The following is a 12,636-nucleotide window of genomic DNA, read 5'->3' as shown; positions in this document are numbered from 1 at the left end:
TTCAGCGTGTGCCGGACCTGGAGGTCCCGACTACAGGATCAGTACGCGCTGTCCACGTTGTCGATGGAGCCGTACTTGTCGGCCGCGTAGTTGGCCGCGGCCACCAGGTTGGCGACCGGGTCGGTCAGGCTGTTCGCGGTGCCCTCGACGTGGTAGGCGTCGAAGGTCGGCTGGATGACCTGCAGCAGGCCCTTGGAGGGCGTGCCGTTCACCGCGTTGATGTCGGTGTTGTTCTGCGCGTTCGGGTTGCCGCCGGACTCACGCATGATGTTGCGGTGCAGGCCGTCGTACGAACCCGGAATGCCCTTGTCCTTCATGATCGCGAGGGCGTTCTTGATCCAGCCGTCCAGGTTGTTGGCGTAGACCGGCTTGCGGGCGGCGGCACGGGCGGCGGCCTCCTGGGCCTCGCGCTCCTTCTTCGCCTTCGCCTCGGCAGCGGCCTTGGCCTTCGCCTGAGCCTCGGCCTGGGCCTTCTTCTCGGCCTCGGCCTTCTTCTTAGCCTCGGCCTCCTTGCGGGCCTTCACCTTGGCCTCGGCCTGCTTGGCCTTCTCGCTGGCGGCGGCCTGCTGGTCGGTGACGCTGGCGTGCACGTCCTTGATCTGCTTCGCGCCGGCCTCGGTGGTGAACGCGACCGGAGCGGCGGCGACCGTCTCGTCCTTCGCCGAGGCCTGCGTGTCGTGACCCGGCACCAGCGTCACCGCGAGGGCGGCGGCACCGAGAGCGGCGACACCGGCGAGCGAGAACTTGTGGGTGCGGGTCAGCTGACTATGGCCGGCGTTGGCGTGCTTGGACATGAGATGGGGACCTCTCTAAGGACGGAAGTCGCTCGCCGACCGGGGGACCGGACGGTCGTGTTTAGGACACGAACGCCACGGGTAGGACCCCGCGGCGCCGAACAACGATGGACATTCTTAGCGGCCGCAAAATGCCGAGGCAAAGGTGTGATCTACGAAGCCGGGTAGTGCGCCGCGGGGGCACGAAAAGGGACAGGAAGCCGATGTCCGACTTCCTGCCCCAGTGCTGCAACGGGACCTAAGTCCCTTAGTCATCCACTACGGACCTTCGTACGTGACGTGGGCCCTATGGGTGGCGTCACACGCACCCCCACCCGAACTCACCGAAAGTTGCCACTGCAACGCACAGCGTGAGGGTTCTCCTCCGGGAGGATGAGGTGCACGTCGCCGAACTCGTGCCACAGGTAGCGGCCCCGCAGCGCCTCCTCGTACGCACGGTCCACGGCGGCCCGCCCCGCCACCGCCTCCAGCATCAGGAGATGGGAGGCCTCCGGCTCGTGCAGCCCGGTCAGCAGCCCGTCCACCACCCGCACCCCGCGCTCGGGCGTCACCACGAGATCCGTCCAGCCACGCGCCGTCCGGACGACCCCCTCGCCGTCCACGGCGGACTCGACGGCCCGCACGGCGGTGGTCCCCACGGCGATGACGTTCTGCCCCGCGGCCCTCGCGGCGTTGATCAGACGGGCCGACGCCTCGGGCACCTCGAAACGCTCCGCATAAGGAGGCTCGTGCGACTCGGTGGACGCCACCCCCGTATGCAGCGTGATCGGTGCGAACTGCACACCACGGCTCACGAGCCGCGACACGATCGACTCCGTGAAGGGCCGCGCCGCACTCGGCATCTCCGCACTGCCCGCCCCGCCGGCGTACGGCAGCGCGAACACCGTCTGGTAGGCGGCCAGCGGCTGGTCCCGCTCCGTGTAGGAGTAGCGGATGGGCCGCCCGTGCCGACCGAGCAGCGCCGGCACGTCCCCGGTCGCCCGCACCCACCACAGCCGCTCGCTCCCGGCCGCCAGGGGCTCCTCATATACGAGGCGTACGCCGCCGGGGAGCGCGACCGCGGTCCCGGCCGGCCCGCCGGGGCGCGGTCCCGTGGTGCCCCGCTCGTCCGGCTCCCGCAGCTCGACCGCCCAGCGCCCGTCGTCGCCGCGCGTCGAGAAGTGCACGACCACGCGCGCGTGCCCGAGCCGCCCGTCCACGGCCGCCGCCAACGTAGGGGAGGTGTTGACGACGAGCAGGTCCCCGGCCCGCAGCACGGACGGCAGCTCGGGGAAACGGTGGTGGGTGGCGGCGGTGCCGCGCGACACCAGAAGACGTACGGACGATCTGTCCCGGCCGGGCCCCCGCTGCTCGGCCGGTACCCGCGCCGACAGCTCCTCGGGCACCCGCAGCGCCAGTGCCATCACGCCTCCAGGAGGGACGGGGCCGAGTAGCGCCCGCTCGCGGGCCGCCGGTCCAGGAGGCGCAGGAAGGCGGGGACCACGTCCTCGGGGCGCGGCACCTCGCTCAGATCCTCGTCCGGCTCGGCCGCCGCCAGCATGTCCGTGCGCATCCCGCCCGGATCGACCGCCCACACCCGCAGGCCCGGCTCCTCCACCCCGAGCACGGCCACGAGCTGATCGAGGGCCGCCTTCGTCGACCCGTAGCCGCCCCAGGTGGGGTACGCCTCCGTGGCCGCGTCCGAACTCATGCTGATCACCGTCCCGGCGGGCGCCTCGCGCAGCAGTGGCAGCGCCTCCTGGAGCAGCCCGAGCGGTGCCACCACATTGACCTCCAGCGCCGACCTGAAGTCGTCCAGCGAATGACGGTCGAGCGGCACCAGCGGCTCCGCGCCCAGCACGCTCGCGTTGTTCACCAGCAGATCGAGCCCGCCCAACTCCCAGGCCGAGGCGATCAGTTCCACCCGGTGCCCGCCGTCCGCGACATCGCCCGGCACCGCCTTCACCGTCCCGCCGTGCTTGCGCAACCGCTCCGCGACGTCCTCCAGCGGCCCGGCGGAGCGCGCGTCCAGAACCAGATCCCAGCCCCGCTCGGCCAGCGCCGTCGCCAGCGCCCTCCCGAACCCCCGAGAGGCCCCCGTGATGATCGCTACCGTCATGACAACCGTCCCCTTGAGTACGTCATCCGTTGTGCGTCGTGTCCTCAACGTAGGAACACGGGGGGCCTCGGCACCTCGTACGTGAGCAGCAACAGCGCAGGGCCCTTCGCCCTACGCCGACCGACCTAGGCGGAGCGCGCCATCGGTCCGATCCGGCTGTCACACCCCGCCGGTACGGTGAGGTCATGAGTCAGGGTCCACGTACAGGCTTGGCCGCGGTGAGCGCCGCGCTCCTCGCCATGAGCAGGCATCTCGAGGTGCGCGACGTCCTCAAGACGATCGTCGCCTCGGCCCGCGAGCTGCTCGACGCCGAGTACGCGGCGCTCGGCGTGCCGGACGACCACGGGGGCTTTGCCCAGTTCGTCGTCGACGGCGTCAGCGAGGAGCAGTGGAAGGCCATCGGCCCGCTGCCGCGTCAGCACGGCATCCTCGCCGCGATGCTGCGCGACGCGAAGACCGAGCGCCTCGCCGACGTCCGCGAGGACCCCCGCTTCGAGGGCTGGCCCTCCGCCCACCCGGACATGTCGGACTTTCTCGGCCTGCCCATCAAGGACGGCGAGGAGACGATCGGCGCACTCTTCCTGGCGAACAAGAACTGCCCTAAGCCGCAAGGCGGTTGCGGCTTCACACAGGACGACGAGGAACTGCTCGGCATCCTCGCCCAGCACGCCGCCATCGCTCTCACGAACGCCCGCCTGTACGAGCGCAGCCGCGAGCTCACCATCGCCGAGGAGCGCTCCCGGATCGCCCATGAGCTGCACGACGCGGTGAGCCAGAAGCTGTTCTCGCTGCGCCTGACCGCGCAGGCGGCCGCGACGCTGATGGACCGTGACCCGGAGCGCGCCAAGGGCGAGTTGGGGCACGTGGCGGAGCTCGCGGCGGAGGCTGCGGACGAACTGCGCGCCGCCGTCGTCGAGTTGCGCCCCGCGGCGCTCGACGAGGACGGCCTGGTGGCCACCTTGCGCACGCAGGCCCAGGTGCTCGACCGCGCTCACTCGGCGCACGTCACGTTCACCACCAGCGGCATAAAGGCGCTGCCTGCCGCCCAGGAGGAGGCGTTGCTGCGCGTCGCCCAGGAGGCGCTGCACAACGCGCTGCGCCACTCCGGAGCGGAGAAGGTGCGGGTCACGCTCGACAAGCACGGCCAGGGCGCCGTCCTGCGCGTCACCGACGACGGAGCGGGCTTCGACCCCAAGGCGATCCGCAGCGCGGGCCGCCACCTGGGGCTCGTCTCCATGCGTGACCGGTCGGGCGGGGTCGGCGGCCGGCTCACAGTGGATTCGGAGCCCGGCAAGGGCACCACGATCGAGATGGAGGTCCCCGGTGGCTGACCCGATCAAGGTACTGCTGGTCGACGATCACCAGGTCGTCCGCCGGGGCCTGCGCACCTTCCTGGAGGTGCAGGGCGACATCGAGGTCGTCGGCGAGGCCGGCGACGGCGCCGAAGGAGTCGCCCGCGCCGAGGAACTGAAGCCCGACGTCGTCCTCATGGACGTCAAGATGCCGGTCATGGACGGGGTCGAAGCCCTGCGCCGGCTCCGCGAACTCGACAACCCCGCCAAGGTGCTGATCGTCACCAGCTTCACCGAGCAGCGCACCGTCGTGCCCGCTCTGCGCGCGGGGGCCGCCGGCTACGTCTACAAGGACGTCGACCCCGACGCCCTGGCCGGCGCCATCCGCTCCGTCCACGCGGGCCACATCCTGTTGCAGCCCGAGGTGGCGGGCGCCCTGCTCGCCCAGGACGAGGGCAACAACGGGCAGGGGAGAGGCGGTTCCCTCACGGAGCGCGAGCGCGAGGTGCTCGGCCTGATCGCCGACGGCCGCTCGAACCGGGAGATCGCCCGCGCCCTCGTCCTCTCGGAGAAGACGGTGAAGACGCATGTCTCGAACATCCTGATGAAGCTCGATCTGGCGGACCGCACCCAGGCCGCCCTGTGGGCGGTACGGCACGGCGTCACGGGCTGAGGCGGCAACCCGGAGCGTCATACTCCGTTCTGGAATTCATACCGTCGTGTAGATGTCCCTCGAATGGCGCATCCCTTCGGGCTGGGCCGCGTTCTCCAGTGCGTGCTGCGGCGGTCGTGTCGCGGCGACCGCTAGGAGGATCCAGAAGTGAAGAACCTGAAGAAGGCCGCAGCCGTCACCCTCGTGGCCGGTGGCCTCGTCGCCGCCGGTGCGGGCCTCGCCTCCGCCACCGACGGTGCGCAGGCCCACGGCCACGCCACGAAGTCCCCGGGCGTCGGCTCGGGCAACCTGGTTCAGGTCCCGGTCCACGTTCCGGTGAACGCCGTGGGCAACACCGCCACGGTGATCGGCGCCCTCAACCCGGCGTTCGCGAACGACGGCTACAACGGCTGACGCGTGCTCAGGCTTCGCCGGCCCCCGGGGTGTTCCTCGCGGGGCCGGTCCGCTTTTCCGGGGTGGCCCTCCCGCCCCTTCCGGCGTGACTCTCCCGTTCGATAGCGCGACTGGTCGATTCGTCGGCCTATTGATCCAATCGAGCGGATCCGGGGGTCGCCCCGTGTCTGCCGCGCGCCCCGCGCGTTTCTCAGCGTGCGACCCCGCGGCTGGGGTCGGACCGCAATATCTGGAGGAACGCTTCTCATGAACATCGCCAAGAAGGCCGCCGTGGCCGTCGCCGTCGCCGGTATCGCCGCGGGTGCCGGCGCCGGTGCCGCCTTCGCCGACTCGAACGCCGACGGCGTGGCCGCGAACTCTCCGGGCGTTGGCTCGGGCAACAACGTCGGCGTTCCGGTGCACGTCCCGGTGAACGTCGACGGCAACTCCGTCAACGTCATCGGCCTGCTGAACCCGGCGTTCGGCAACACCGCGGCGAACAACTGAGGTTCGCTGCCCCCGAGGCACACAAAGGCCCCCACGGACCCGGTCCGTGGGGGCTTTGCTCTTCTTCTCCCGGCCTTGCTGTCAGCCCCGCTCCCGCTCCTCCACGAACGCGTTGTACGCGGCCACCTGCGCGCGCCGCGCCGTCCGCTCCACCGGGCGCAGCGCGAGCGCCCGCGCCCCCATCTCCGAGGCGCTCACCGCACCCCCGTGCCCGCTCTCGTACGCCACGGAGACCAGCAGCCCCACCCGCTGCGCCAGCTCGAGCACCCGCACGGCCCGCCCGGGATACCCCGGCGCCAGTGCCTCGCGCCCGCGCTCGGCCCGCGCCCGGTACGCGTCCACCGCGGCCTCGGACACCGGCCCCGACCCCGCCACGTCGAGCCGAGTCAGCACCTCGGTCGCGTCCCGCAGCGCCTCCGCCAGCTCCCGCTCGGCCTCGCCGAGCGAGGGCACGTCCGCGGGCGGCGCCTCCCGCACCGGCAGGCAGTGCCACGTCACCTCGGCGTGCACATCGCCCTCGGGGCCGACCTCGTACACCTTGGGAACCAGCCCGAGCGCGGCGCCGTGACAGACCACCGCCTCCTCGGCCTCCAGCGCCCGCGCGTTGAACTCCGGCGGCCCGCTGAGCCCCAGCGGATGACCGGGCGCGGGCAGCGCCACGCGCAGCCCGCCGACGCCCAGCGCCCGCAGCCGGCCGAGCGCCAGCGTCAGGCCGACGGGCCCGTCCTCGCCCGGCAGCCCCGCCACCCGGTGCGACGCGTCCTCGCCGACGATCGCGACGGCCGCGTCATCGGGCCCGACAAATCCGCCAAGAAGGGCATTTCCCCAGGCCGCGAGGCGTCCCGAGCGTGGTTCAGTGAGCATGCGCCCCACCTTAGAAGCCCGCAAAGCCGCCAAAAGCCAGACCGATGGAATGGACCACTGGGGCGGTGGCGTAAGTTTTCCTTGGGGGCCGTGCCGAGCAGGAACTGTGCGAAGCACGACGACGCGGCGAACAGACGAGACTGCAATGGGAGACAACGCGCTCATGAGCGATGTACTGGAGCTGGAGGACGTATCCGTGGTCCGCGAGGGCCGGGCTCTGGTGGACCAGGTCTCCTGGTCGGTGAAGGAGGGGGAGCGCTGGGTCATCCTCGGACCCAACGGCGCGGGCAAGACCACCCTCCTGAACGTCGCCTCGAGCTACCTCTACCCGAGCAGCGGCAGCGCCACGATCCTCGGCGAGACCCTCGGCAGGCCCGGCACGGACGTCTTCGAGCTGCGCCCGCGCATCGGTGTCGCCGGCATCGCGCTCGCCGACAAGCTGCCCAAGCGACAGACCGTCCTGCAGACCGTGCTCACCGCCGCCTACGGCATGACGGCCGGCTGGCAGGAGGAGTACGAGGACGTGGACGAGCGGCGTGCCCGCGCGTTCCTCGACCGCCTCGGCATGAACGAGTACCTGGACCGCAAGTTCGGCACGCTCTCCGAAGGAGAGCGCAAGCGCACGCTGATCGCCCGCGCCCTGATGACCGACCCCGAGCTGCTCCTGCTCGACGAGCCCGCCGCGGGTCTCGACCTCGGCGGCCGCGAGGACCTGGTCCGCCGCCTCGGCCGCCTCGCCCGCGACCCGATCGCCCCCTCGATGATCATGGTCACGCACCACGTCGAGGAGATCGCCCCCGGATTCACCCACGTCCTGATGATCCGCCAGGGCCGGATCCTCGCCGCGGGCCCGATCGAGCTCGAGCTCACCTCCCGCAACCTCTCCAAGTGCTTCGGCCTCCCGCTGGTCGTCGAGGAGAACAACGGCCGCTGGACCGCCACCGGCCTGCCCCTGAGCTGAACCTTCGCGCCCCCGCGCGGTCCGGACAGCCCCTGTCCGCGCGGGAGTTGCCGATCTACCATGGCCGTGTGGCAGACATCGACGCATGGGTGTGGTGGCTGATCGGGGCGGCCGCACTCGGAATCCCGCTCGTCATCACCGCCATGCCCGAGCTGGGCATGCTGTCCGTCGGAGCCGTCGCGGGCGCCGTCACGGCAGGCATGGGCGGCGGTGTTGTCCTCCAAGTGATCGTCTTCGCGATCGTCTCGTGCGCGCTCATCGCGGTCGTACGACCCGTGGCCAACCGGCACCGCGCCCAGAAACCCCAACTGGCGACAGGCATCGAGGCGCTGAAGGGCAAACAGGCCGTCGTCGTCGAGCGCGTCGACGGACAAGAGGGCGGCCGGATCAAGCTGGGAGGCGAGATCTGGTCGGCCCGCTCCCTCGACGCGGACGCGGCGTTCGAGCCGGGCCGCCAGGTCGACGTGATCGACATCGAAGGGGCCACGGCGATCGTCATGTGAACCGATATGTGGCCCGAACCAGCCCCGCCACGTGGGCAGTTCTGACACACTCGACGCGCAAGACCTCATGATCTTCCGGCGCGAGCGCGCCGGAACCACGACGGTACGAACGGTACGAGGGGCACGGGAGACTCGATGTCAGCGATCATCATCGTCCTGATCATTCTGGTGGTGTTGGTCTTCATCGCGCTGATCAAGACCATCCAGGTCATCCCGCAGGCCAGCGCCGCCATCGTCGAGCGCTTCGGCCGCTACACACGCACGCTGAACGCGGGCCTGAACATCGTCGTCCCGTTCATCGACTCGATCCGCAACCGCATCGACCTCCGCGAGCAGGTCGTGCCGTTCCCGCCGCAGCCGGTGATCACCCAGGACAACCTGGTGGTCAACATCGACACCGTCATCTACTACCAGGTGACGGACGCGCGGGCCGCCACGTACGAGGTCGCCAGCTACATCCAGGCCATCGAGCAGCTCACGGTCACCACCCTGCGAAACATCATCGGTGGCATGGACCTGGAGCGGACCCTGACCTCCCGCGAGGAGATCAACGCGGCGCTGCGCGGCGTCCTCGACGAGGCCACCGGCAAGTGGGGCATCCGCGTCAACCGCGTCGAACTCAAGGCGATCGAGCCGCCCACCTCCATCCAGGACTCGATGGAGAAGCAGATGCGCGCCGACCGTGACAAGCGCGCCGCGATCCTCACCGCCGAAGGTATTCGCCAGTCGCAGATCCTGACCGCCGAAGGTGAGAAGCAGTCCGCGATCCTCAAGGCCGAGGGCGAGGCCAAGGCAGCGGCCCTGCGCGCGGAGGGCGAGGCCCAGGCCATCCGTACGGTCTTCGAGTCCATCCACGCCGGAGACCCGGACCAGAAGCTGCTCTCGTACCAGTACCTGCAGATGCTCCCGAAGATCGCCGAGGGCGACGCCAACAAGCTCTGGATCGTCCCCAGCGAGATCGGCGACGCCCTCAAGGGCCTCTCGGGCGCCTTCGGCAACTTCGGCGCCACGCCCGGCGGCAGCGACGCGAAGACGCCGCCGGTGATGCCGATGCCGCCGCAGCCGCGCCGCGAGCAGCCGCCGATCGACTAGCTCCCCGCACCCGACGACGAGGGCCCGCCGACCATGCGGTCGGCGGGCCCTCGTCCTGTCATGTCCTACGCGGCGGTCCGCGCCAGCCAGTCCGGCAGTTCGGCCCGCCCGCCGGCCCCGAGCGACAGCAGCATCGCATCGGCGGGCGTCGGCTCGAACGGCTGCCGCAGCAGCGGCATCCCCGCCTGCTCGGGCGTCCGGTTCGCCTTGCGGTGATTGTCGTCGGCGCAGGACGCCACCGTGTTCAGCCAGGTGTCGGCGCCACCGTGCGACCTCGGCACCACGTGGTCGACGGTCGTCGCCCGCTTGCCGCAGTACGCGCACCGGTGCTGATCCCGTACGAGCACACCCCGCCTGGACCACGGCGCGCGTCTTCGGAACGGCACCCGGACATACCTGCACAGCCTGATCACCCGGGGCACCGGGATGTCGATCGCGGCCCCGCGCATCCGCAGCTCGGGGTGGACCTGCTCGACGACGGCCTTGTCCTGCAGCACCAGCACGACGGCTCGATTGAGTGTCACAGTGGAGAGCGGCTCGAAGCTCGCGTTCAGCACCAGTGTGTCCCGCACCCTGCCCACCTCCCGTACGCAGCGGATCACCCCTCGGCGTTCCGTGCGTCAACTCTGGCCGTGCACGCCGAGATGGACAACGCAATAACTGCAGCCCCACGCAAAAATGCCCGCCTCTGATCAATTCCATGACCAGAGGCGGGCAAACGTTCAGTGAACGCTGGGCTGTGGCTCAGCCCTCGGCGGGCGCCCCGTACTCGGCGATGACCTGGGCCCGGGCGATCGTGTGGAACCGCAGGTTGAACCCGACGAAAGCGGGAGAAGCATCCGAATCCGGACCGAGCTTCTCCTGATCCACCGCGTACACGGTGAACACATAACGGTGGGCGGGGTCTCCGGGAGGCGGCGCGGCGCCCCCGAATTCCTTCGTCCCATAGTCGTTGCGCACCTGCACGGCGCCCTCGGGAAGCCCCTCGAACTTGCCGCTGCCGGCGCCCACCGGCAGTTCGGTCACCGAGGCCGGGATGTCGAACACGCTCCAGTGCCAGAACCCGCTGCCGGTTGGTGCGTCCGGGTCGAAGCACGACACGGCGAAGCTCTTGGTCTCCGCCGGGAAGCCCTCCCAGCGCAGGTGCGGCGACGTGTTCCCGGCCGCGTACACCTGCGCGTCGTCCAGCGTCCCGCCCGGCTCGAAGTCCTGGCTCACGACGGTGAACGACGGCACCTGCGGATGAAAGTCATGAGGAAGCGAAGCCCTCGTGGGCTGCTCGGTCACAACGACACCTCCTGGATCTACGGAAACACTGGTTCCACAGAGCCTGTCGGCCCTGCTCCTGAAACCCTAGAACCAGTTCCGCTTGCTGCCGACCTCGGACAGCCACTGGTTCAGATACGCGGACCAGTCCGTGCCCTGGAAGTCGTGGTGCCCGACCACGAACGACCGGAACGTGTCACTGCCCTCGCTGAACAGACCCGGCTTCTTGTCCATCTCCAGTACGACGTCCATCTCCCGGTCGTCGGCCACGAAGCTCAACTCGACCTGGTTGAGCCCCCGGTACTGCTGCGGCGGGTGGAACTCGATCTCCTGGTAGAACGGCAGCTTCTGCCGCGTCCCCCGGATGTGCCCGCGCTCCATGTCCGCGCTCTTGAACCGGAAGCCGAGCCGGATGAAGGCGTCGAGCAGCGACTGCTGGGACGGCAGCGGGTGCACGTTGATCGGGTCGAGGTCGCTCGAGTCGATGGCCCGGGCGATCTCCAGCTCGGTCGTCACACCGATGTTCATGCCGCGCAGCTGCTGCCCGTCGATCGTCGTGACGGGCGTCTCCCACGGAATCTCGAGCCCGAACGGCACGGCGTGCACGGCCTGCGCCTTCAGCTCGAACGCACCCCCGAGCCGCACCTTGGTGAACTCGATGTCCTGCTTCGTCTCCTGGTCGTTGCCCTCGACCTCGACCCGCGCCTGCAGACCGACGGAAAGCCCCTCGATCTCCTGGTCGACGGACCCGCCCTGGATCCGCACCTCACCCTGAACGACACCACCGGGCACGACATTGACCTCGGTGAGTACCGTCTCCACGGACGCCCCGCCCGCACCCAGACTCGCCAACAGCCGCTTGAACCCCATGACCCGATCTCCTCCGTGTGTGCGAACCACTGCCGAATACTGCTGACTACAAACGCGGAACACCCGCGCACGGTTCCGTCCCGCCCGCTCCACTACCCTCGGAGGGCATGATCGCGGCCCCTGACCGTACGCCCCTCGCGCGTGAGTTCTTCGACCGACCCGTACTGGACGTAGCCCCCGACCTGTTGGGACGCACGCTGGTTCGCCAGACCCCCGACGGACCGATCGAGCTCCGCCTCACCGAGGTCGAGGCCTACGACGGCGCGAACGACCCGGGTTCCCACGCCTACCGGGGCCAGACCGCCCGCAACAGCGTGATGTTCGGGAGCCCCGGACATGTGTACGTCTACTTCACCTACGGCATGTGGCACTGCATGAATCTGGTCTGCGGCGAAGAGGGCCGAGCGAGCGCCGTACTGCTCCGGGCCGGCGAGATCACCGAAGGCGCCGACCTGGCCCGCGAGCGTCGACTATCGGCCCGGCACGACAAGGAACTGGCCAAAGGTCCGGCCCGCATGGCCACGGCCCTCGGCGTGGACCGCTCCCTGGACGGCACCGACGCCTGCGCCGGAGTGGACTCCCCACTGACGGTCCTGCACGGCAACCCCGTACCCACTGACCAGGTACGCAACGGCCCGCGCACCGGAGTCTCCGGCGAGGGCGGCGTCCACCCCTGGCGCTTCTGGGTGGCCAACGACCCGACGGTGAGCCCTTATCGGGCCCATACGCCGCGCCGCCGCTCAACTTGACGCGCCCTTGCGGGATCCGTAATGTGGCTCGAGCCGTTGAAGCCGGATCTGGCTCTGAGCCAACCACCGGAAGCGGCCAAACCACTCATTACGATCTCCCTCGGCGGGGTCTTTTCGGCGTGTCCGCATGTCGAAATTCGAACCCGTAGAACTCGATTATGAGTTGCCGGGAGATTCGGCTAATGTGGTCGACACGCCGAAAGGCAAAGGCCCTCCAACGGCCACCGGAAATGAAATCCGAACCGGAAACGGAACGGAAAACGGATCTGGTAGGGTTGGAAACACGAAATACCGAAGGGAAGCGCCCGGAGGAAAGCCCCAGAGAATGTTCTGCGGGTGAGTACAATGGAAGCGTCCGTTCCTTGAGAACTCAACAGCGTGCCAAAAATCAACGCCAGATATGTTGATACCCCGTCTCCAGCATCTGCTGGGACGAGGTTCCTTTGAAAAGTCCTGTCGGCCTTTGGCTGGCAGGCGCACAGCGAGGACGCTGTGAACGATCGGATTATTCCTCCGACTGTTCCGCTCTCGTGGTGTCACCGGGACATCCCGGAAACATTCACGGAGAGTTTGATCCTGGCTCAGGACGAACGCT

General features: G+C 69.5%; 15 protein-coding genes. 8 read left to right on the top strand and 7 right to left on the bottom strand.

All coding sequences use genetic code 11. The annotated features are described in order from the left end of the window. Positions 1–38 precede the first annotated feature (38 nt). The 3 genes from ACIA8D_RS38430 to ACIA8D_RS38420 form a co-directional block, all read right to left on the bottom strand. Positions 39–794 carry a transglycosylase SLT domain-containing protein gene (locus ACIA8D_RS38430; RefSeq protein ID WP_399239545.1) on the bottom strand — a complete coding sequence of 252 codons (756 nt, stop codon included), beginning with the start codon at positions 792–794 and terminating at the stop codon, positions 39–41. Between the two features lie 320 nt (positions 795–1,114). Next, complete coding sequence (locus ACIA8D_RS38425; RefSeq protein ID WP_399239543.1) at positions 1,115–2,197, bottom strand: S-adenosylmethionine:tRNA ribosyltransferase-isomerase; 1,083 nt, start codon at positions 2,195–2,197, stop codon at positions 1,115–1,117. Then, positions 2,197–2,892, bottom strand: coding sequence for an SDR family NAD(P)-dependent oxidoreductase (locus ACIA8D_RS38420; RefSeq protein ID WP_399239541.1), 696 nt, complete (start codon positions 2,890–2,892; stop codon positions 2,197–2,199). The genes ACIA8D_RS38425 and ACIA8D_RS38420 overlap by 1 nt, the downstream gene beginning before the upstream one ends. Positions 2,893–3,077: 185 nt before the next feature. On the opposite strand from ACIA8D_RS38420, the gene ACIA8D_RS38415 reads away from it, so the two are divergent. The 4 genes from ACIA8D_RS38415 to ACIA8D_RS38400 all read left to right on the top strand — a co-directional run bounded on the left by ACIA8D_RS38415 (position 3,078) and on the right by ACIA8D_RS38400 (position 5,736). After that, positions 3,078–4,223, top strand: coding sequence for a GAF domain-containing sensor histidine kinase (locus tag ACIA8D_RS38415; RefSeq protein ID WP_399239539.1), 1,146 nt, complete (start codon positions 3,078–3,080; stop codon positions 4,221–4,223). Beyond that, entirely contained in the window at positions 4,216–4,857 is a 642-nt protein-coding gene (locus ACIA8D_RS38410) for a response regulator (RefSeq protein ID WP_399239537.1), read from the top strand. Before ACIA8D_RS38415 ends, ACIA8D_RS38410 begins: the two co-directional genes overlap by 8 nt. Positions 4,858–5,004: 147 nt before the next feature. Continuing rightward, positions 5,005–5,250 carry a chaplin gene (locus ACIA8D_RS38405; protein ID WP_399239535.1) on the top strand — a complete coding sequence of 82 codons (246 nt, stop codon included), beginning with the start codon at positions 5,005–5,007 and terminating at the stop codon, positions 5,248–5,250. Between the two features lie 246 nt (positions 5,251–5,496). Continuing rightward, entirely contained in the window at positions 5,497–5,736 is a 240-nt protein-coding gene (locus ACIA8D_RS38400; RefSeq protein ID WP_399239533.1) for a chaplin, read from the top strand. 81 nt (positions 5,737–5,817) lie between these two features. On the opposite strand, the gene ACIA8D_RS38395 is transcribed toward ACIA8D_RS38400, so the two are convergent. Further along, positions 5,818–6,600 carry a hypothetical protein gene (locus tag ACIA8D_RS38395; RefSeq protein WP_399239531.1) on the bottom strand — a complete coding sequence of 261 codons (783 nt, stop codon included), beginning with the start codon at positions 6,598–6,600 and terminating at the stop codon, positions 5,818–5,820. A gap of 163 nt (positions 6,601–6,763) precedes the next feature. On the opposite strand from ACIA8D_RS38395, the gene ACIA8D_RS38390 reads away from it, so the two are divergent. The 3 genes from ACIA8D_RS38390 to ACIA8D_RS38380 all read left to right on the top strand — a co-directional run bounded on the left by ACIA8D_RS38390 (position 6,764) and on the right by ACIA8D_RS38380 (position 9,156). Next, complete coding sequence (locus ACIA8D_RS38390; protein WP_399239529.1) at positions 6,764–7,561, top strand: ABC transporter ATP-binding protein; 798 nt, start codon at positions 6,764–6,766, stop codon at positions 7,559–7,561. Between the two features lie 68 nt (positions 7,562–7,629). Next, on the top strand, positions 7,630–8,064 hold the full coding sequence (locus tag ACIA8D_RS38385) for an NfeD family protein (protein ID WP_399239527.1): 435 nt from the start codon (positions 7,630–7,632) through the stop codon (positions 8,062–8,064). Between the two features lie 135 nt (positions 8,065–8,199). After that, entirely contained in the window at positions 8,200–9,156 is a 957-nt protein-coding gene (locus tag ACIA8D_RS38380; RefSeq protein WP_399239525.1) for an SPFH domain-containing protein, read from the top strand. A 65-nt stretch (positions 9,157–9,221) separates the two neighbouring features. On the opposite strand, the gene ACIA8D_RS38375 is transcribed toward ACIA8D_RS38380, so the two are convergent. The 3 genes from ACIA8D_RS38375 to ACIA8D_RS38365 form a co-directional block, all read right to left on the bottom strand. Beyond that, positions 9,222–9,728, bottom strand: a complete 507-nt coding sequence (locus ACIA8D_RS38375; protein ID WP_399239523.1) for an HNH endonuclease — start codon at positions 9,726–9,728, stop codon at positions 9,222–9,224. 172 nt (positions 9,729–9,900) lie between these two features. Beyond that, the gene (locus ACIA8D_RS38370; protein ID WP_399239521.1) at positions 9,901–10,443 is read right to left on the bottom strand and encodes a YbhB/YbcL family Raf kinase inhibitor-like protein; all 543 of its coding nucleotides are present in this window, start codon (positions 10,441–10,443) and stop codon (positions 9,901–9,903) included. A gap of 66 nt (positions 10,444–10,509) precedes the next feature. Next, positions 10,510–11,292: a sporulation protein gene (locus tag ACIA8D_RS38365; protein ID WP_399239519.1), complete on the bottom strand. Its 783-nt coding sequence runs from the start codon at positions 11,290–11,292 to the stop codon at positions 10,510–10,512. 107 nt (positions 11,293–11,399) lie between these two features. Between ACIA8D_RS38365 and ACIA8D_RS38360 the strand changes: the two genes are divergently transcribed. Beyond that, a complete protein-coding gene (locus ACIA8D_RS38360; RefSeq protein ID WP_399239517.1) occupies positions 11,400–12,041 on the top strand; it encodes a DNA-3-methyladenine glycosylase in 642 nt (213 codons plus the stop codon). Positions 12,042–12,636: the final 595 nt, after the last annotated feature.

This window comes from Streptomyces sp. NPDC051684 (genome assembly GCF_044453445.1).
GTDB lineage: Bacteria > Actinomycetota > Actinomycetes > Streptomycetales > Streptomycetaceae > Streptomyces.
Note: the sequence above shows the minus strand (reverse complement) of the source record. Positions and strands in the feature narration are given on the sequence as shown.

Coding starts and splice junctions, on each gene's coding strand:
- ACIA8D_RS38415 (WP_399239539.1), top strand. CDS start 3,078: ATGAGTCAGGGTCCACGTACAGGCTTGGCCGCGGTGAGCGCCGCGCTC.
- ACIA8D_RS38400 (WP_399239533.1), top strand. CDS start 5,497: ATGAACATCGCCAAGAAGGCCGCCGTGGCCGTCGCCGTCGCCGGTATC.
- ACIA8D_RS38390 (WP_399239529.1), top strand. CDS start 6,764: ATGAGCGATGTACTGGAGCTGGAGGACGTATCCGTGGTCCGCGAGGGC.
- ACIA8D_RS38365 (WP_399239519.1), bottom strand. CDS start 11,292: ATGGGGTTCAAGCGGCTGTTGGCGAGTCTGGGTGCGGGCGGGGCGTCC.
- ACIA8D_RS38425 (WP_399239543.1), bottom strand. CDS start 2,197: ATGGCACTGGCGCTGCGGGTGCCCGAGGAGCTGTCGGCGCGGGTACCG.
- ACIA8D_RS38430 (WP_399239545.1), bottom strand. CDS start 794: ATGTCCAAGCACGCCAACGCCGGCCATAGTCAGCTGACCCGCACCCAC.
- ACIA8D_RS38380 (WP_399239525.1), top strand. CDS start 8,200: ATGTCAGCGATCATCATCGTCCTGATCATTCTGGTGGTGTTGGTCTTC.
- ACIA8D_RS38420 (WP_399239541.1), bottom strand. CDS start 2,892: ATGACGGTAGCGATCATCACGGGGGCCTCTCGGGGGTTCGGGAGGGCG.
- ACIA8D_RS38395 (WP_399239531.1), bottom strand. CDS start 6,600: ATGCTCACTGAACCACGCTCGGGACGCCTCGCGGCCTGGGGAAATGCC.
- ACIA8D_RS38360 (WP_399239517.1), top strand. CDS start 11,400: ATGATCGCGGCCCCTGACCGTACGCCCCTCGCGCGTGAGTTCTTCGAC.